This is a genomic window from Acinetobacter sp. YH12227 (assembly GCF_013417785.1).
Taxonomy (GTDB): Bacteria; Pseudomonadota; Gammaproteobacteria; order Pseudomonadales; family Moraxellaceae; genus Acinetobacter; species Acinetobacter gandensis.
Genome location: NZ_VPDH01000036.1, coordinates 1 through 20084 on the forward strand (window position 1 = coordinate 1; position 20084 = coordinate 20084).

At 40.1% G+C, this 20084-nt stretch carries 19 protein-coding genes, 1 pseudogene and 1 riboswitch; of the genes and pseudogenes, 9 read left to right on the forward strand and 11 right to left on the reverse strand.

Annotation, left to right across the window (positions count from 1 at the left end):
- Positions 1-203 precede the first annotated feature (203 nt).
- The 3 genes from FTV09_RS09455 to FTV09_RS09465 all read right to left on the reverse strand — a co-directional run bounded on the left by FTV09_RS09455 (position 204) and on the right by FTV09_RS09465 (position 2619).
- Positions 204-572 (reverse strand): hypothetical protein, encoded by a 369-nt coding sequence (locus FTV09_RS09455; RefSeq protein WP_257222871.1) that lies wholly within the window; start codon positions 570-572, stop codon positions 204-206.
- A 195-nt stretch (positions 573-767) separates the two neighbouring features.
- The gene (gene trpB, locus FTV09_RS09460; protein ID WP_174559924.1) at positions 768-1994 is read right to left on the reverse strand and encodes a tryptophan synthase subunit beta; all 1227 of its coding nucleotides are present in this window, start codon (positions 1992-1994) and stop codon (positions 768-770) included.
- Positions 1978-2619, reverse strand: a complete 642-nt coding sequence (locus FTV09_RS09465) for a phosphoribosylanthranilate isomerase (RefSeq protein WP_180058162.1) — start codon at positions 2617-2619, stop codon at positions 1978-1980. Before FTV09_RS09465 ends, trpB begins: the two co-directional genes overlap by 17 nt.
- 146 nt (positions 2620-2765) lie before the next feature.
- A riboswitch (cobalamin riboswitch) is annotated at positions 2766-2988 on the forward strand.
- Between the two features lie 34 nt (positions 2989-3022).
- On the opposite strand from FTV09_RS09465, the gene FTV09_RS09470 reads away from it, so the two are divergent.
- From FTV09_RS09470 to FTV09_RS09480, 3 genes are all read left to right on the forward strand, one after another.
- On the forward strand, positions 3023-4897 hold the full coding sequence (locus tag FTV09_RS09470) for a TonB-dependent siderophore receptor (RefSeq protein WP_180058163.1): 1875 nt from the start codon (positions 3023-3025) through the stop codon (positions 4895-4897).
- Positions 4898-4993: 96 nt separating this feature from the next.
- Entirely contained in the window at positions 4994-5578 is a 585-nt protein-coding gene (locus FTV09_RS09475) for a cob(I)yrinic acid a,c-diamide adenosyltransferase (protein ID WP_180058164.1), read from the forward strand.
- 192 nt (positions 5579-5770) lie between these two features.
- On the forward strand, positions 5771-6484 hold the full coding sequence (locus FTV09_RS09480) for a glycerophosphodiester phosphodiesterase (RefSeq protein ID WP_180058165.1): 714 nt from the start codon (positions 5771-5773) through the stop codon (positions 6482-6484).
- Between the two features lie 62 nt (positions 6485-6546).
- Here FTV09_RS09480 and FTV09_RS09485 read toward each other — a convergent pair whose 3' ends face one another.
- Positions 6547-7068 carry an META domain-containing protein gene (locus tag FTV09_RS09485; RefSeq protein WP_180058166.1) on the reverse strand — a complete coding sequence of 174 codons (522 nt, stop codon included), beginning with the start codon at positions 7066-7068 and terminating at the stop codon, positions 6547-6549.
- Positions 7069-7259: 191 nt separating this feature from the next.
- Here FTV09_RS09485 and FTV09_RS09490 point away from each other — a divergent pair, with 191 nt between their 5' ends.
- The 5 genes from FTV09_RS09490 to FTV09_RS09510 all read left to right on the forward strand — a co-directional run bounded on the left by FTV09_RS09490 (position 7260) and on the right by FTV09_RS09510 (position 11562).
- Positions 7260-8420, forward strand: a complete 1161-nt coding sequence (locus FTV09_RS09490; RefSeq protein WP_180058167.1) for an acyl-CoA desaturase — start codon at positions 7260-7262, stop codon at positions 8418-8420.
- A gap of 125 nt (positions 8421-8545) precedes the next feature.
- The gene (locus FTV09_RS09495) at positions 8546-9991 is read left to right on the forward strand and encodes a YdiU family protein (protein ID WP_180058168.1); all 1446 of its coding nucleotides are present in this window, start codon (positions 8546-8548) and stop codon (positions 9989-9991) included.
- Positions 9992-10103: 112 nt separating this feature from the next.
- Entirely contained in the window at positions 10104-10709 is a 606-nt protein-coding gene (locus FTV09_RS09500; RefSeq protein WP_180058169.1) for a murein L,D-transpeptidase family protein, read from the forward strand.
- 36 nt (positions 10710-10745) lie between these two features.
- On the forward strand, positions 10746-11117 hold the full coding sequence (locus FTV09_RS09505) for an MmcQ/YjbR family DNA-binding protein (protein WP_218950166.1): 372 nt from the start codon (positions 10746-10748) through the stop codon (positions 11115-11117).
- A gap of 178 nt (positions 11118-11295) precedes the next feature.
- Positions 11296-11562, forward strand: coding sequence for a hypothetical protein (locus FTV09_RS09510; RefSeq protein WP_067767718.1), 267 nt, complete (start codon positions 11296-11298; stop codon positions 11560-11562).
- A 252-nt stretch (positions 11563-11814) separates the two neighbouring features.
- On the opposite strand, the gene FTV09_RS09515 is transcribed toward FTV09_RS09510, so the two are convergent.
- The 7 genes and pseudogenes from FTV09_RS09515 to baeS all read right to left on the reverse strand — a co-directional run bounded on the left by FTV09_RS09515 (position 11815) and on the right by baeS (position 19248).
- Positions 11815-13170, reverse strand: coding sequence for an amino acid permease (locus FTV09_RS09515; protein ID WP_180058170.1), 1356 nt, complete (start codon positions 13168-13170; stop codon positions 11815-11817).
- 201 nt (positions 13171-13371) lie between these two features.
- Positions 13372-13878, reverse strand: coding sequence for a GNAT family N-acetyltransferase (locus FTV09_RS09520; protein WP_180058171.1), 507 nt, complete (start codon positions 13876-13878; stop codon positions 13372-13374).
- Between the two features lie 83 nt (positions 13879-13961).
- A pseudogene (locus FTV09_RS09525) lies at positions 13962-14072 on the reverse strand (DNA-binding response regulator); the annotation flags it as partial.
- Between the two features lie 207 nt (positions 14073-14279).
- The gene (locus FTV09_RS09530; RefSeq protein ID WP_180058172.1) at positions 14280-15353 is read right to left on the reverse strand and encodes a hypothetical protein; all 1074 of its coding nucleotides are present in this window, start codon (positions 15351-15353) and stop codon (positions 14280-14282) included.
- A 45-nt stretch (positions 15354-15398) separates the two neighbouring features.
- A complete protein-coding gene (locus FTV09_RS09535) occupies positions 15399-16796 on the reverse strand; it encodes a hypothetical protein (RefSeq protein ID WP_218950167.1) in 1398 nt (465 codons plus the stop codon).
- Positions 16797-16878: 82 nt separating this feature from the next.
- The gene (locus FTV09_RS09540) at positions 16879-17565 is read right to left on the reverse strand and encodes a response regulator (protein WP_180058173.1); all 687 of its coding nucleotides are present in this window, start codon (positions 17563-17565) and stop codon (positions 16879-16881) included.
- A 12-nt stretch (positions 17566-17577) separates the two neighbouring features.
- Positions 17578-19248 carry a sensor histidine kinase efflux regulator BaeS gene (gene baeS / locus FTV09_RS09545; RefSeq protein WP_180058174.1) on the reverse strand — a complete coding sequence of 557 codons (1671 nt, stop codon included), beginning with the start codon at positions 19246-19248 and terminating at the stop codon, positions 17578-17580.
- 133 nt (positions 19249-19381) lie between these two features.
- On the opposite strand from baeS, the gene FTV09_RS09550 reads away from it, so the two are divergent.
- Positions 19382-20026 (forward strand): hypothetical protein, encoded by a 645-nt coding sequence (locus FTV09_RS09550; protein ID WP_180058175.1) that lies wholly within the window; start codon positions 19382-19384, stop codon positions 20024-20026.
- The last annotated feature ends 58 nt before the right edge of the window (positions 20027-20084 follow it).

Here is a 20084-nt window from a genome sequence, read left to right on the forward strand (position 1 = left end):
TTGATGCCATTTTTCTTTATACTGTCACTGAGGCAGGTTGGACATTTGATTTCTAGAGTTATTCGCATTTCTCTATTTTATCAAAATTCAACCTGCTTTGTTTCAGCATACTTTTTGAAACACCACCAAAAATACATTGAAAACCAACAAGGTTAAAATCTTTGAAATTCACCTCCACCCTGACTGTCGGGTGGAGTCCTCTTTCACTTTAAGATAGATGGCTTTTCTTCACCACTCGACCCCAACGGTAAAACACTGCGGGTTAAAGAAATCACCACCTGCAACACGATTGCGCCTATCACGACTAAAAGGCTAGAACGCCAAAAGGCCTGCTTATACTTTTGCCAATGCATAGACAGCATGCTTTTATACAGCCAACCTACCGCAATAAATAAGATGCCCCGAAAAATTGAATCCCCTAAAGCAACCTGAACAGAAATACCAAAAAGTTGTTCTAGGATAAAGCTATTAAAAAATATCAGTGGGAGAATACACAGTGCAAAAGTATCACGCCATTGCCATGAAATGTGTTGAGGAAAGGATTCAGCTCGAACCAATTGAGTAAACGTCATTGTTATAAAATCTTTCTTAAGCAGTAGAGTTTCATCATTATTGTGACGCAATATACACTTTTATTCTGCTAGGTTTTTGTAGGCAAATCAAAATAGTTTCTTCAGTGTTATAAAAAAATCGCGCGGAATGACTTCTGCGCGATTTTTTAATTCACCCTCTCCAAACCTCTCCCAAAGGGAGAGGCTTAAAGGAATTTACATCTCCACCATTTCCACGCCATCAATGCGGGCAACGGTCATCAAGTCTTTATCGCCACGGCCAGAAACCGTTGCAATAATGATTTGGTCTTTATCCATGGTTGGTGCGAGCTTAGTTACATAAGCCATTGCATGCGAGCTTTCTAGCGCAGGGATAATACCTTCAATATGGGTCAAATCACGGAAACCTTGCAGCGCTTCAGTATCGTTGATTGGCACGTAGTTTACGCGGTGCATATCTTTTAAGAAGCTGTGCTCAGGGCCTACACCTGGATAATCCAGACCAGCAGAAATTGAGTGCGTTTCAATGATCTGACCTTGATCATCTGACATCAGATACGTACGGTTGCCGTGCAACACACCGACATGGCCTGCGTTTAATGGTGCAGAGTGCTTACCTGTTTCAATGCCGTAGCCTGCCGCTTCAACACCGTACATTTTCACATCTTCATCATTTAAGAATGGATAGAATAAGCCCATTGCATTTGAACCACCGCCCACACATGCCACTAAGGCATCTGGCAGACGACCTGCTTGTTCTTGAATTTGTTTACGCGCTTCACGGCCAATGATCGATTGGAAATCACGAACCAATTGCGGATATGGGTGCGGACCTGCAACTGTACCGATCACGTAATACGTTGAATCCACATTGGTTACCCAGTCACGCATTGCTTCGTTCATGGCATCTTTCAATGTTTTTGAACCGCTTTCTACAGGTACAACAGTCGCACCAAGCAAACGCATACGATACACGTTCATGGCTTGACGTTTAACGTCTTCAGCACCCATGAATACCACACATTCAAGACCCAAACGTGCTGCAATTGTTGCCGTTGCTACACCGTGCTGACCCGCACCTGTTTCTGCAATAATGCGTTTTTTGCCTGAAAGTTTAGCCAGTAAAGCCTGACCAATCGTGTTGTTTACTTTATGCGACCCTGTATGGTTCAGGTCTTCACGTTTTAAGTAAATTTGTGCACCGCCAAGTTCTTTTGACCATCGTTCAGCATAATAAAGAGGACTAGGACGACCTACATAGTAGGCTAAATCACGGTCGAATTCTGCCAGAAACTTAGGATCATCCTTCATACGGAAATAAAGTTTTTCTAAGTCTTCTAATGCTGCCATTAGAGTTTCTGACACAAAACGTCCGCCATGGATACCGAAATGCCCGCGTTCATCTGGGAATTGGGTATAGTCAATCTTATTTTGCTGATCCACGTTGGACTCCTTGCATAAACTGTTCAATGAGTTTCTTGTCTTTGATACCTTTAGCGGACTCTACGCCTCCGCTGACATCAACTGCATAAGCATTGGTCGTCTTTATAGCGTCTTCAATATTGTCAGGCTTTAAACCGCCTGCCAAGATTAATGGAATATCGAGTTTGGGAAATTGTGCCCAGTCAAAGCTGTGCCCTGTTCCGCCTTTGAGTTCTGGATGCCATGCATCTAACAGTACGGCACTTGCCCCTGCCTGTTGGTATTGCTGAATCGTAGCAATCACATCCATGCCAGGTTTGACCTGAATGGCTTTATACCAACGGCGGCCAACCTGTTTTGAAATGTCTCGGCATTGTTCAGGTGTTTCATCACCATGAAACTGCAAAATATCTACCGGTGCTTGCTTTAAAATGTCGGCAATTTCATCCAGCGATGCGTTCACAAACAGTCCCACCGTCTGCACATAGGCAGGCACATTTTGAATCAAACTTTGGGCTTGTTCTGCTGTAACACTGCGCGGACTTGGCGGAAAAAATACAAAGCCTATTGCGTCTGCACCTGCATTAACAACTGACTGGATATCTTGAATACGTGTGATTCCGCAAATTTTGGCACGGGTTCGCATATTATTGTGGCTCTAACTCCGCCCTATTCATAGCCTATCTATAAATATAAGGGCGAATCATTGTAATGCAATTTTCATAGATTGCGTTAAGTTCATCCTGAATAATTATTAGCATCCGTTGTTTAATACATATACAGACTTTATAATTTACGCAATTTGCAGCAAGTCGAGCTTAGGCTTAGGGAAGTTGGTGAAAATCCGACACTGCCCCCGCAACGGTAAAACGAACCGCATATCTATATAAAAACCTCTATTTATGATTAAGGAATTTACGCCACTGCATTTTTGCGGGAAGGCGGATATGCCAATATTGTTTCAGACAATATTTATATTTAAGTCCGGAAACCTGCTTGCTGCCCCTCAACTCAATCATTCACGGGGGGTGAATGTATGGAGCTAAATCATGAATTCTAAATTTCAGCCTACAGCCTTAGTGGGCGCAATCACTATTGCGATGGGTTTTTCAGCAACTACTCAAGCCGAAGAGCAAACCAACGTCACAAAACTTGATACGATTGTTGTAACCGCATCACGCAGTGAAGAAAATATTAAAGATGTCCCTGCGCGAATTTCTATTATTGAACCTAAAATTGTCGATCAATCACCAATTGCTTCATTACCTCAATTACTTCAAACTGATGCATCTATAAATATGGTGCAAAGTGGTGGTTATGGACAAACTGCATCTATTTTTATGCGTGGGACAAATTCAAATCATACTTTATTGTTAAGAGATGGTGTCCGTTTAAATTCCAATACATCTGGCGCAGCATCTTTACCCTTTATTGATACAACTGATATTCAACAAATTGAAGTGTTAAAAGGTCCTGCCTCTGTTTTATATGGCACAGATGCAATTGGTGGTGTAGTACAACTGATTTCAAAAACACCTGAAAAAACAGGCGCATTTATTACAGGTGAAATCGGTGAAAATAAAACCTATAAATCTGTCATTGGTGCAGATTTAGCTGAAAATGGTTTTTACGCACAAATTCGTGGTCAACGTTTAGAAACCGATGGTACACCTGTCACGGATGCACCCAATAATCAAAAAGCCAGTTTTGACCAAGAAGGTTACAGTGCTAAAGTCGGTGTAGATCAAAAAGACTATGCGGCTTCTGTCGATTATAGCGAAAATCAAGGCTATAGCGATTATGACTACTATGGCAATTTAGTTTCACAAGATTTTAAAAATGAAGTCATTAATCTCAAAGGGCGTTTAAACGTTTTAGATAATTTAGCCATTCATGCCCGTCTTTCACAATATAAAGATCAGATTGAGCAAAACCAAAAACCTGATTATGTCCATAGTACCACGCAAGAAGCTGAACTCTATGGAAAATGGCAATTTACGCCAGAACAAAATATCTTAGTGGGTACATCATATAAAGATATTAAAGCTAATATCTTTTCAAAAGGCGAAGATTTCGAATGGGATGGTAATGTTTACCCAGGAACTGATATCTTCTATGACGAAAAGGTAAATTCTACAGGTTACTTTATTCAACACCAATACCAAGAAGATGGCTTAAATACACAAGTGGGCGTTCGTGTTGAAGATAATGAAAAATTTGGTACACATACTGTGGGTCAAGGTGCAATTCGTTACCTCATCTTGCCATTAACCAGTGTGTATGCCAATGTCGGTTCAGCATTTCGTGCGCCAACTACCAATGATTTGTATGCAACAGCTTGGGGAGCAAATCCAGATTTAAAACCTGAAGAAAGTTTCTCATATGAAATTGGAATTGATCAAAAGCTCAATTACAACATCAATTTAGGCTTATCAGTTTATCGCAATCAAGTCGACAACTTAATTAGCTCCAAAGCAGGCAAGCTCGAAAATGTTAAGAAAGCAACGTTTACAGGTGGTGAAGCATCATTTAAATGGCAACAAGATGAGTTATTTTTAAGTACAACTTATGGCTATGTACAAGCCAAAGATGATGAAACTAAAAAAGACTTAACTCGTCGTCCGAAACAAAGCCTGACTTTAACCGCAGGTTATGATGATGGTATTTATGGTATTTCTACCTCTGTAGTTGCAAAATCTAATTCAAAAGACTTTGCCGATACAGCATCAGCTCCAGCAACGATCAATCCAGGCTATGTCAGCACCAATGTCAATGCTTATTGGCAACCAACGCCAATGATCAAGCTGTTTACCAATATTGAAAATATTGGCGATGTGAACTATAAAACCGCCTACAATGGTTCAGGTATTTACTACATCAACGGCGGTCGTCAAGCCTCTGTTGGTGTCACTGTACGTTACTAAAAACTGAATAAAAAAGTTAAAACTACATTTCAATTTACGGATAATGTTCTTGACCGACATTATCCTTTTTTAATAGGCAAATTTTAGGAAAAAAACATGGGCCACCGTTTAAGTAAAATTTACACCCGCACAGGCGACTCAGGCACTACAGGTTTAGGTGATGGTTCACGCGTTTCTAAAGACGATTTGCGTATCACTGCACTCGGTGATGTCGATGAACTGAATGCTGCCATTGGTCTTTTACGTTCACATATTACCTTCAGCAGCATTGTAGATAAAGCAACTTGGGATAAATCACTCAGTTTGATTCAACATTGGTTATTCGATCTTGGCGGTGAAGTCTGCATTCCAAACTTTAATTTAGTCCAAGCGGTATCAATTGAGTTTTTGGAAAAAGACATTGACCGTATGAACGAAGCACTTCCAATGCTCAAAGACTTTATTCTACCTGCGGGTACTTTAGTTTGTAGCTTTGCACATCAAGCACGTGCCGTGTGCCGCCGTGCAGAACGTAGCGTCATGTCCGTGCATAGCCGTGATCAAAATATTCAAGCCAACTCACTGCAATTGCTCAATCGATTATCCGATTGGTTATTTGTGGCATCTCGTACTTTGCAGCGAGCTGAAGGCGGTTCTGAAGTGCTGTGGCAAAAAAATATCAATGACACGATTGATCAATAAACTGTGCCGCAATAATTCTCTTTTCTCACTACAGTTTTGACCAATTAAAAGTCAATTTTACATTGAAATAAATCGAAACATTTCGTCCGATCATTCTTGTATTTCAGGATGATCGGATCAAAATAGCAATGTCATCTCCCTGTCATTCTTACAGGACATTATGTTCTTAACATCCTTTTTTGTAGGCCTCGTATGCGCATAATCGGTCACCGTGGCGCTCGTGGTGAAGCACCTGAAAATACCCTAGGCGGTTTCCAATATATTCAAGATTTAGGCATACGTGCAGTCGAATTTGATGTGCGGCAGCTGAAAGATCGCGCCTTAATTGTAATGCATGATGATCAATTCATCCGTACCACTGGCCAAGATAAGTATCTCTATGAATGCGAAAGTTCTGAACTTGAACCGTATAACCATGCGGTGACATGGTCTGAATGGAATAAAGTTGAGCCAACACCTTTATTAGATCAAACGCTGAAGATCATCCATAACTTTGATCATATTGAAGTTGAAGTGAAAGCGGTGAAAAACCAAGATGAAGCAGATCAACTTACAGAAGTTTTGCAACACCAGTTAAAAGGTTTCGAACAAACTGCGGTGATTACCAGTTTTGACCCAAAAATTCATTACGCCCTCAACACACAGAAGTCACATTTCAAACATGGTTTATTGATTGAAGATGACGTCCAATTTAAAGCGATTGATCAAGCCTTAGCTTTAGGCTGTTGTCAAATTGGTTGGATGAATCAACTGGCAACGAAAGACATGATTCGAGCAACGCAACAAGCAAATCTGAATATCAGTGTTTGGACTGTCAATGATGTTGACCGAGCAAAAGAATTAAAGGATTTAGGCATCAACGGTTTAATTACCGATTTTCCAAAATTAATGATGCAGCATTTTTAATACTGCATCATTCTTCTGATCATAACTATTCTTAATAACTATGCATACTAGTACTAAAAGGATCACTTACGCTCAAGGACAAGTAACGTCTGACCACGACTATTCTGCATAGTCATCCGTTTACCGTGTATTTGAAACTGCGTGACTGCTTGTAGTGCATCAGACAGTTCGGCCTCTTGTGCTAAGGCAGAATCACAACTGAAGTATCCCGCACGTGCATTCAAATCAATGCTGCGTTTGGTCGTATCAATGCTATAAGTACCCACAATTGCGTTACAACCAGTATTGCCTTGAATCTGTCTAAACTGCGAATTTAACTGCAAGTAAGGGCTGCTATGAAAAAACTTGGCTTTGCTACTTTCGATTTGAACAATTTCCCAACGGACATCTTGCACACCATCGTTGATTTTTTTCACTTGTAGTGGTCGTTCAGCGGCAGAACTGGATGACTTATGAGTCACCGTCGCCTTCGGGTCACTTTGACAACCGGCCATGACAAAAAGTGTACTGAACAGTGCACAATATAGCGTGATTTTGAATGGTTTGAGCTTATTTTTTGGCTTATCTTGCTGATCTTTAAGCATCTATAACACCCCTTCAAAAAGTCATATAACTTCAGTCTTATTATGTTACTGTTTAGTACAATACAACTGTACAATAACAGTGGTTAAATCGGCTTTTACCGTGCTACTATGCTGTACAATTCTAATCCCTTAAAAAAATAAAGGGATTAACCTCAATAATACCTCCCAAGGTTTCAGGAGTGCTGTTGGAGATGAATGCTCCCCTACCCAAAGCCCCAATGAACTGGATCGCGATTTTTGCATTGGTGTTCTTACCAATTGTTGCTGTTATCGCTATTCCGTTATATGCCATAAATCATGATTTTAGTGCTGCTGCATGGATCAGTATGTTTATCTTACTGGGCGTAAGCAGTTTAGGAATCACGGCGGGCTACCACCGCTTATGGGCACATCGTGCTTATGAAGCAACTCTACCATTAAAAATCATTTTAATGCTGATGGGTACTTTTGCAGTTCAAAATAGTATTTTATTTTGGGCTTCAGGCCACCGTACACATCACCGTCATGTTGATGATGTGGATCAAGATCCATACTCAATCAACCGTGGTTTTTGGTATGCACACATTGGTTGGATGCTTCGTGATTATCCGGCAGCAGCACCAAACTATAAAAATGCACCTGACTTATTAAAAGATAAAGTCGTAATGTTCCAAGACAAATATTACATTCCATTAGTGATTGCCGTACACGCAGCCATTTTATTACCAATTGGCTGGGCTGTAGGCGATATGTGGGGCGTATTGTTATTGGGCGGTTTAATGCGATTAATCTTAAGCCATCACGTAACTTTCTTTATTAACTCACTTTGTCATATGTGGGGCAAACGTCCGTACACTGATGAAAATACAGCACGTGACAACTTTGTTCTTGCCATTGCTACTTGGGGTGAGGGTTATCATAACTACCACCACATTTTCCAATACGACTACCGTAATGGTGTGAAATGGTGGCAATATGACCCAACTAAATGGTTAATTTGGACATGTTCTAAATTAGGTTTGGCAAAGAACTTACGCCGTATTCCAAGCTTTAATATTAAAAAAGCTGAGTTGGCAATGAAGTTTAAATATGCTGAACAAGATCTTGCGATTTATGGTCTGAATATGACCGATGACATTGCAACAGCAAAACAACGTATTTCCCAAGAATATGATGCGTTTTCACAAACTTTGAACGACTGGGCAAAATTAAAAGAACAGGAAATTCAAGCCAAGAAAACCGCCGTTGCTGAAAAAATTCATCAAATGGATGACAAACTAAAAGTTGAATTCCAACAAGTTGAGCAACGTCTTTCACATCACCGTGAAACACTGAATCAATTGATGCGTAACTTGAAGAAAAAAACGGTTTAAGCTGTTCTCCTACTTCTTGTTCACACAACAAAGCCTCCTGATGGAGGCTTTGTTCATTTTAAAGCTACAGTTTTCATAGCGCACTTTGCTATAGTAAAACTCATTTCAAATGTATTTTCGCACTTATGCAATTCAATACTCGATATTCGACACTTAGTCCTAAACTGTATCACCACCAACTCCCTTCCCCATTAAAAGGTGCAAAAGCTGGGCATTTTAATGCTGCTTTGGCTGAACAGTTAGAATGGTCGGATAAAGATAAAGCTCAATGGGTAGAGATTTGCAGCGGGCAAAAAACATTTGAGGAATTTGAGCCTCTAGCGATGGTCTATGCTGGTCATCAGTTTGGTCAATGGGCTGGTCAACTTGGTGATGGACGCGGTTTACTGATTGCTCAAATCCTCAATAAGCAAGGTCAAACAATAGACCTCCATCTCAAAGGTGCAGGTTCTACGCCTTATTCACGCATGGGTGATGGCCGTGCAGTGCTACGTTCAGTAGTTCGTGAATATCTTGCAGGACATGCGCTGAACAGCTTAGGTGTTGCATCGAGTAATGCCGTGGGTTTTACCAGCTCTGAGCAAGGTGTGCAGCGTGAAAAACTCGAGCTTGGCGCGATGATGCTACGTACATCAGACTGTCATATTCGTTTGGGACATTTTGAATGGATCAACCAATATCAGGGCGATTTACTGCCTGAATTTACCCAAAAATGTATTGAATGGCATTACCCTGAATGTTTAGATACAGAACAACCCATTTTGGCCTTTGCGACCCAAGTCATTCAGCGTACTGCGGTGATGATTGCCAAATGGCAGCTCATTGGTTTCGCACATGGCGTGATGAATACTGACAATCTGAATATTACTGGTTCAACGCTCGATTTTGGACCTTATGGATTTATGGAGCGCTTCCGTCCAAACTGGATCAACAACCATTCAGATTATCAGGGTCGCTATACCTATCAGCAGCAGCCGAGTATTGGGCATTGGAATTTATGGCAATGGCTGAATAATCTCGTTCCGCTCTGCCCTGCGAATTATGACAAAGAACAATGGAAAGACGATTTAGCCCAATGCTTAGAGCATTTTGAACTGACCTTCTTGGAACATTATAAATTGGGCTTAGCTCAGAAAATGGGTTTGCCAAGTTTCCATCAAGACAGCTTTGACTGCGCCATGGCCTTTTTGCGTATTCTGCAAAGTGAACAGCTGGATTACACGCAAAGCTTTATTCGTCTGCAAAATCATGAATATGAAGCCATTAAAGATGACTGCTTAGACCGCCACGCCTTTGAAGGTTTCTTGGCCCAATATGAAAGTATCCGTGAGCATCAGGACACCGATGCTTTAGATGCTGAAATGGCAAAGGCCAATCCGCATTATATTTTGCGAAATCACATGGCGCAAAAAGCCATTGAACTGGCAGAGCGTAATGATTTTTCAGAAATAGAGCGTTTGTTTACATTGCTCAGTCAGCCCTTTAGCAAACAGCCTGAACTGGAAACAAAAGAAGATTTAGGCCCCTTGCCAAGTGATGTGCCTGAAGTGATGGTGAGCTGTTCATCTTAAACATTTATCCACAAATTCATGCTTCAATCGAAGCAAAATTGTGGATAATTTAGACATTATCCACAATTGAAAAATGGATGGACTGCGAAAGCATTTCATCCTCTAAAAAATAATGACAAGAAAACGTATCACCATTTTTAGTTTCACTACCCTCTTCTGTATTGCGGCCGCCTATCTTGCCTATCAAAAATTTGAAAAATATCTACCTACACCTGCCAATGCACTAGCCTTTCCACAAGAACTAAGCGATGCGCAAATTCAAAAAATTCGCACAGAAACGCCGATCGACAGTATTCAAGTACATAAAGCTGAGCGTTATTTAGAGTTAAAACATCAGGATCAGGTCATTCGGCGTTACCCGATGCGTCTGGGTTTTCAACCGCTTGGACATAAAGTTCAAGAAGGTGATGGCAAAACGCCTGAAGGCAGCTATATGATTGATTGGCGCAATCCGCGAAGCGCATTTTATAAATCTTTGCATATCTCTTACCCCAATGCTGCCGATAAACAGAAGGCTAAAAATCTAGAGGTTTCTGCAGGTGGTGACATTATGATTCATGGTTCGGCGACCAGTTTACAAATGAAAGCTGCACCACAACTGATGACTTATTTCCCACAAAAAGATTGGACTTGGGGCTGTATTGCAGTGCGCAATATTGATATGGATGAAATTTGGCAACTGGTGAATAATGATACAGAGATTCATATTCATCCTTAATATTAAATACAGTCTTTATTTTTTGAGCGATTCTAGATGATTTCATTACACACTGTAGCTGAAAAGACAGCCTTAGACTTGCCTGAAACAACCTGTAGCCAGCCTTTTGGCGAAGGCTGTGATGTGTTTAAAGTGATGGATAAGGTGTTTATGCTGAGTTTTCATTTGGATGGCAAAGCAGCCATTAATTTAAAGGTGCTGCCGGACAATGGCACGATGCTGAGGGATATTTATCCTTTTATTCGCGCAGGCTGGCATATGAATAAGCAGCATTGGATTTCTGTATTTGCAGATAAAGAATTGGAAGAAGAACTTCTGCAGGATTTGGTGCTAAATTCTTATGACTTAGTGGTGTCTAAGCTAAATAAGGGACAACGGCAGAGGATTGAATTGTTGAGGAATATTTAGGTATTCTTTCTCTATCTCATTAAATTTTTTTCAACGAAGATATATTAAAAAGACTGAGAACCGTATCTAGGCTTTTTCATTTCATATAACAGCTATTATGCTAAATGGAGTTTAAAATTGGACGTATGATGCTATAAACGGGCAATCTATGATTCACTCTAAATAAGAGAAAATAATTTTGAAATTAATTAATTATTTACAGCAATTAAACCAAAAATCTTCTGAAGATATATTGTTTGTGGAAGAGCCTTGGACAATTGAAGCAAATACCCAAATTGTTACAGCTGAACGAGATCAAACAGTAATTAATATTAATGGGAAAAGATATACATATTTTTTAGAAATTTTTATAATTAATGAATTATTTGAAGATCTTGACGAAGAAAATATGACCTTCGAAAAAAAGTGCCAACGTATTATTGAATATGCTACTAATGATGCTTAAAGAGATAGAAAGTTTTTCAAAAGTAAAGTGCCTCTAAAATTCATATAGTACACCTTATATAAATTCTTATTTTTTTAATTTATATCAACACCTTAGAAAAAAAATCTTTAGTTTATAAGACGCTCGAAAGATTTTTAAATGAACACTTAAGATATATGCCTATTTCTCAAATATTTATTCAATGGCGATATTTAACGGAACAAAATTAAAACTACTAAACTTCAAAAGGCTCTTCCCTAAGCCTTCATGGTATTAAACCTTCTTTGCTTGAATCACTTTAAACAGCACAAACAACAGTAAAATCCATAGCGGCTGCATCAACACCGACAGCATAAACCCCTGATTCCACATGATGTACAAAATCATCAGCATAAACACCAAAACAAAATAGTTGGTGAACGGTGCAAATAATGCCGGAAACGTAGTTTGAATGCCCTGCTGCTGCATCGCTTTTCTAAACTTCAAATGAATCAGGCTGATCAGCATCCAATTCAGCACCGCAGCGCTCACCACAATATAAATCAAATAACTCAATGCTTTTTCGGGCAAGAAATAATTCAGCAGCACACAGCCAAAAATCAGCAAAGCTGAAAATAAAACCGCCGCAATCGGCGTACCGTGTTTATTCACCTGTTTAAACGCTTTTGGCGCATTGCCCTGTTCTGCCAAGCCCAACAACATACGGCTATTAGCATACATACCGCTATTACAGACAGAAACGGAGGCCGTCAAAATAATAAAGTTTAATAAATGCGCCGCCCAATCAATCCCCATCTGATTAAAAATCATCACAAAAGGACTATGATCCAAACCACCAAGTTTCAACTGATTCCACGGCACCAGCGAAAGCAGTACCGCCAAGGAACAGATATAAAATAAGAACACGCGGATCACGGTCTGATTCACCGCTTTGGGAATATTTTGATCTGGGTTTTCAGTTTCAGCCGCCGCCATGCTAATCAGTTCAATGCCGCCAAAAGCAAACATCATAAAGGCCAGCATGTAGAATAAGCCTTCAAAACCGTGCGGGAAGAAGCCGCCATGTACCCATAAATTGCTAATCGAAGCGGTAGAGTCTGCGCCTGCTGTAAGTAGCAGATACACACCAAAAATAATCATGGCAACAATCGCCACAACCTTAATCATCGACAGCCAAAATTCAGATTCTGCATACAGTTTTACATTGGCTAAATTTGCTAGCGTAATGACCGCAAAAAATACCAGAACTGAAACCCAAGCAGGCACATGCGGCCACCAGTAATTGACATATTTGCCTATCGCAGTCAGCTCGGTCATCACCACTAAAATGTAGAGAATCCAGTAGTTCCAGCCCGTTAAAAAGCCAGCAAACTTACCCCAATACTTAAAAGCAAAATGACTGAATGAACCTGTGACTGGCTCTTGTACAATCATCTCGCCCAGCTGGCGCATAATCAGAAAAGCAATTAAGCCGCCAATCAAATAACCTAAAATAATCGATGGCCCAGCCGACTCAATAATATGCGCAGAACCCAAAAATAGTCCTGTACCAATCGCACCGCCCATGGCGATTAATTGGATATGGCGGTTCTTTAAACGTCGCTGCAGTTTGGGCGTTTCGCTGTTCAAAACAAACTCTCATCATGTATAACCCGGAGAATTGTAAAGGCTTCATGCCTTCGAACCTAGCCCGTTCGCTTTCATCCGCCTATCTTTTCATTCATGCATATTTTTTATTTTGTGTTTAATCAATGAATAATGAGGAAAATTAGGCCTCAAAATAATTGAGCTTTCGAGCTGATCATCCTAAAAATACTACGCTCACTTCAATTATTTGGTCGCATTAAAGGCCTCTGAATATTGAACTTCGCCTTGCGGAGGGCTATCGACAAAGGTGATGGCCTGAAAATATTCTTTCGGTACACCGGCTAAGTTCAGGTCAGGAAAAACTTGAAAGCCAAAACGTGCGTAATAATTAGGATCGCCCAATAAGACACAGCCTGTAGCACCGATATTTTTTAAAGCCTGCAATGCCGCTTGCATCAGCTGTGTGCCAATGCCTAAACCTTGCTTGCTCGGTAAAACTGAAATCGGGCCTAAACCATACCACCCCGCCTCGCCACTCGACAAATGAACCGGTGAAACAGCAACATGCCCCACAATTTTTTGCTGTTCCTCAGCAACCAACGAAAGTGTTAATTGATGATCTTTTCGCAGTTGATTGACAATAAAATGCTCGGTATGACTAGTATGTGCAGCATTTAAAAATGCAGCTTGAGTGACGGCTTCGATCGCTAAAATATCATCCAAGCGCTCATTTCTTATCTTCATGTCCATTTAAAATTCCTCAGCTTCAGCGTCAATAAAAAAAGCGGATAAGTTCACACCGATCCGCTTTCGTCCATTTCATCGAATATCCCTTACTCCTCAGGATATTCAAAACGATAACCCACACCATACACCGCCTGAATCCACTCATGACGGTTGCCAGTTTCTGCTGCATCCGAAATTTTACGGCGTAAGTTTTTAATCAAGGCAACATACACTTGTATCACTTTATTATTCGTAATGAGTTGTATTCAAAAACATAAAAATGTGAAAGGTACCAAAATATAAACACCCCTCGACTGAGAACTTCTACTATCCTTAACTACATCACTATTATTCGATGCACTCAATACCAGAGAAAAGTCATCTACAGTAAAGCTAATAATCAAATCTTAAAAGAATTCACTGGCTCACCATAAATATTGTGCGTATATCTGTGCACCCATACGTTTTGCTTGATTGGTATTGAGTGAATCCGAAATATATTTAAAACCAAAATTTTCATGTTTCACAGAAAGGCCAAATGCATTTGTTTGTGGCTCAAAGTGCACGCCCCACAGCAGCCCTGTATCCCAGTATGCATTCAATTGCCAAAGACTCATATACTCATTCGAGATCGAACTGAGTCCCAAGCGCCATGCCTGCTCTGAGTCATAATTGAAATCAGTATAAATTTTAAAAGGTAACTTTTGCGCATAGGTCTTATCTTTATTAAACTTTCCCTGAATATCAAAACGCGGCCGCTGATCTTGATCATAGCTAATATTATATCGAGTATATGGAGCATCCTGCCAATATAAATATGCCAACGCATCTTGAACATTAATTTTTATGTTCCATCTTTTTGCGATCATACCGCTTAAAGTCGCATCTAAAGCATAGCCATAACCACTGTTCGCCTGCTCATTCCACCCCATTTTCTCTTCTTTTAAAGCAGGCTGGTCATAACTGTAATCAATGCTACCATTCAGCCATTTGACTCGATCCATAAGGGCTTGTTGATCTGTTGTTACCCCCAACGCATTGACATGACCATCAAGATAATGACGACCAATTAACGCAGTTACGCCCGTCTCTAAATTCCAATTAGATGAAAGCGGCCATGTGTATGCTGCCCGTGATCCAACAGTGTCAATATGCTGCGCTTCAAGTCTTAAATCATATTTTGAATTTGCATCAATCGGTAGTTCGTTCTGTATTTGATAATAAAGCTTTGCTGTATCCTCACTAAAATTAAGTACATAGTCATATCGCCAAATCCAGCTAAAATCCCAATTCCCCTGCTTTACACCTAATTGCATTAAACCGTGAGCAAACGCATTTTTTCCCGCTTTAAACTTAGAATCATCCCAATCATCAGTAAATGCATGAATCGAGACAGGCTCACTATAAACATCTGCCTGAACTTGATAGTAGATTGCTTCTTGAGCGTAACTATAAATTGGAAGCAGTAATCCCAATAAAATAAATTTTTTTTTCAACATAGAAAAAAGGGAGGACTTAATCCTCCCTCTCCTTAATATATATTGTTATGGTGCAATTATTTGAACAGTGTTATCCGTAAATTTCGCAGAATATATATTATTCGATGCTTTATTAATTGTACCGTACGTAACAGTGCCGACTTTAATATCGGCAGAACTAAATGTATTAATATTTGCAATTTCTACAAATGCACCATTTGCATGAGATACTTTTGACCAAACAACTGGAGACTCAGCAATTAGATTATCCGCTTTTACGTCTACATTTAATGCATCTTGATCAACAGCGACTTTAAGATTTGCTGTACCTTTTTGATAGTCATTCCGCTTAGCGCTGAGCACTAAACTAAATGGTTTTACTATAGAGCTTGCACCTTTTACTTTGCCAGTCAGCTTGACATTTAAATCAACATTTATAAATGAAGCAGCCGATTCACCATTAGTAATATCGAAGGTTTTTGTCAGATCGTTATTCAACTTAATATTTGCATCTAAGCCTAAATTTTCTGCACCGCTTACAGCTTCACCTTTTAAAATAATCTCATATGGAATAACTTGATTAAATGTCTCAGTACCATTTTTGAATGCAACTCGAACTGCTTTACTTGAAAGTTCAGTTAAAGCCAGCTTCGCGTCTTTAGTGACCAACTCAATATTTGAAAACTTAAATTGAGCAGTTACAGGGACACTCTCACTTCCTGCATCTTCAAGCTGAACTGCAGTGTCATAAACAACCTGAGCGGTACTATTACTATTAAAAGCTAAACTTGACTCTAGTTCATTCGCATTTTTAGCTGTAATTTTACCACCTGAAACAATTTTAAAATCATGCTGTTTTTCTGATGCGCTAAAAGGAGCTTCCAACTTTAAATTATTCACAGTAACGACAGCTTCGTCACCAAAAACATCCTGCCCAGTAAAGGTTTCGCTATCCCAAATGTAGTCCATCCAATATTTGACTAACACGCTTCCAGAAACAGCAATGGAGTTAGGTGTTACACTTATTTTTAGACTATTATTACTTAAAATATAATCAGGATAATATTCTCCATCATACGTCATCTCTGCTTTTAATAAGGCTTCTAACTGAGCTGGTGTATATTCTTTTGTTGAACCTTGAGCGTCTTTCTGCGCTAATGATGCCAAAGTAACAATAAGGTTTGAAGCATTGCTAATATCATTACCTGCATCACTCACTGCATCAAATGCAGGCTCATACTGTGATTGTAAACCTTCAAAACTGTCAAAATACGCAATAATATTGTTTGTGGTACTAATTAACTGTTTTGCCTTTGCCAGATCAGCCGCAGGATTTGATGGATTAGTCGTTTCACCTGAACCACCATTATTCGAAGTCCCATCACTGCTAGATGATCCCCCACCACCACATGCAGTTAAAAGCACGGTACAACTAAGTGCCAATAAAGTTTTTTTTAAAATCATTATTCCCTCTTAAAATTATAAATAAAAAAAAGCCTCTAAAAAATAAAGACTTTTTAATTTTTTTCAATAACAAAAAATTACATTACTCCTCAGGATATTCAAAACGATAACCCACACCATACACCGCCTGAATCCACTCATGGCGGTTGCCCGTTTCCGCCGCATCCGAAATTTTACGGCGTAAGTTTTTAATATGACTGTCAATCACCCGATCCGCCACTTCAAAGCTGTCTGGGTTGATATGATCAAGCAATTGCGCACGTGAATACACTTGCCCGACATGCTCTAAAAACAGCTCCAACAAACGAAACTCGGTTGGGGTCAAACTCAAAGCTTTTTGTTGATACCAAATGCGCTGCTGCGCTTTGTCCATACGGAATAAATCATTCTCTTCTGGCTCTGCTTTTCGCTCCAAGCGACGTAAAACTGCTTGTACACGCGCAACCAATTCTTTCGGGCTAAATGGTTTACAAACATAGTCATCTGCACCCATATTTAGGCCCAATACGCGGTCAATTTCTTCGGTACGCGCAGTCACCATAATAATGGGAAGATCTGACTGTTCACGGACTTTACGGCAAATGGTCAAGCCATCCATACGCGGCACCATCAAATCCAAAATCATTAAACTGGGTTTACGCTGCGTGAAACTCTCATAAGCATCTTGCCCATCATGAAACATGCTGACTTCAAAGCCTGCTGCTTCTAGATAATCCCGCACCAACTGTGCAAGTTCTACTTCATCTTCAACCAACATGATATGTTTCATGCATGCTTCCTTTTATTGTTTCATCTGTTTTGGGAAGGTTAATTTGCAGCGCAAACCACCCAATGGAGAATGATCAAAGCTCAATTCTCCACCTAATGCTCTAGCAATTTTAACTGACAATGCTAAGCCTAATCCTGTTCCACCTGTGGCGCGTGTACGCGAATCATCCACTCGGTAAAAACGTTCACCCAAACGAGCCAATTGCTCATCGGTTAGGCCAAATGGGCTGTCATCAACATATACCGTCCACTGTTGATCATCTTGTTCAGTATGCACATGTACTTCACCACCGGCTTCAGTATAGCGAATACTATTACCTAGCAAGTTGACCATAATCTGTTTAAAACGGTCTATATCTAATTGTAATGTTGAGCCGTCACCTGAAGCGGTAATTTTCAGTTGTGCTTTTTCAAATTTCGGTTTAAAGCTTTCGACTTCCTGCACAATGACATCCCACGGATTAATCGTAGTGAGATAACAATTTAATTGCTGTGCCTCAGCTTGCGCCAAATCAGCCAAATCTTTGGTCAATTTTTTCAGACTACTGACTTGATTCAACATCGAAGCAAAATGTTCAGGCGTTGGTTTGCGGATGCCATCTTGCATCGCTTCAATCTGTGCCTGTAATACTGCTAAAGGTGTTTTTAATTCATGTGAAGTATCCGCCACCCATTGACGACGTGAAGTTTCATGCTGATCTAGAATAACCGCTAATTCATTCAGTTCATTGGACAAATCACCTAATTCATCATTACGATTCACCGCAACTTGATACTGATAATTACCTTTGGTTAATTCACGTGTCCCCATCAACAAACGTTGAATCGGTTTTTTGAAATAGGTCGCTAAAAGCAAAGCTGCAATCAAACTGGCAATAAACGTCAGCGCATAGACCAATAATAAATAGCGCGTTTGCTTACTAAAGAAATTAATACTTAGGGCATCATCTTGTTCTAATACAGGTTTTAACCCGAGATATCCAACAACTTCATTATTCACCATAATTGGCCGATATGAAATTTCCTCATCTGTAGGCTCACCCACCACAAACTGACGGTTTGCATCATATAAAGATAAGCGTGAACTTAGCCCCAATCGATCTGGCATCGAAATAAACTGCTTTTTGGTCGTTGCAGGTCTTTCAACAACTTGTGACTGCGTAGATTGATTTTCCTTTTTTTGTTCCGCAGAGCGGTACATATTTTGATTTGAACTTAATGGAAACTTTAAGCCTTCAAAAGGTTGAAATGCTGAAGGTAAATTCTTTTCGAGCCAATAAAGTTCTTGGGCTTTTTCTTCCGCAGTTTGTCTAGGATCAGCCAACATCGCTGTAGAATTTACTAAATTATGATCCTGAAAATAGCGCTGTTGCAGCGCAATGTCATATTGACGACGTAACCACCAGCGTGACAAACGGTCATAATCATCAGGTGCTGCCTTACCTTCAATTTGCAGAATTTGCGCCTGAATCGCATTGCCCCAATCGTGATACAGCGCATAGACATCGGCTAAATTTTCGATGACATGATCGAGTTTTTCCATCTCAACATCTGCAACATACTTAGTGAAATTACGCTGCATGTTCCAATGCAACACACCTAAACTGACTGTCGTAATGACGAGCGTCGTCAACAACACAGTAAGAAATAAGCGTAAGGCAATCGGGACACGACGGATTTTCAAAAGAGAACTCTCATTTTTCTTCTATATTCATTATTGTAACGAACAGCGAAGTAAAAAACTCTCCATTGTTTCTACATCTTTATTATTTAATCTTTAACCATCAAGTAAACACATGATCTACTGGTGAAAGACAATGAATAATATGACAAAAATGGCTTTAGTCGGTGCAAGCGTATTGAGCATGGGCGCATTAACAGCATGCCAATCAACATCTACACCAAAAGATGCTGAACATGGTCGTATGATGAAACAACATCACGGTGATCAAGATCGCCGTATGTCTCCAGAACAACGTGAGCATTTTAAAAAAATGCGTATTGAACAGCGTCAAGTCTTTGCAGAAATGCAAAAAGCTTGTGATGGTAAAGCTGTTGGCAGCGCAGTACAGGTTAAAGCCGGTGACAAAGCGATTGATGGCACATGTACCATGACGTTCAATGCTGATCGCAAAGCCATGAAGCAAGAAATGAAAAATGCACGTGGCGAACATAAACCAATGCGGGGCGGTGAGCACCGTCCAATGCGTGGAGACATGCGTGGTCAGATGCAACGCGGTGAGCCATTGACTGATGCAAAACGTGCAGAGCTGACTAAACAGTTTGATCAGCGTTTAGCAGAACGCCAAGCCAAACAACAAGCGATTCTGAAAGCATGCCAAGGCAAAACCGATGGCAGCGCGGTTGCGATTAAAGTTGGCGAACAGCAGATCAATGGTCAATGTAAAGTGCGTTTCCAACCCAAAGCCCCTGTTGCACCAACAACTGCACCTGTAAAATAAGCATTCACAACTGATCTATTCATTTCTCAGAAAAAAGGCACTCATAAGAGTGCCTTTT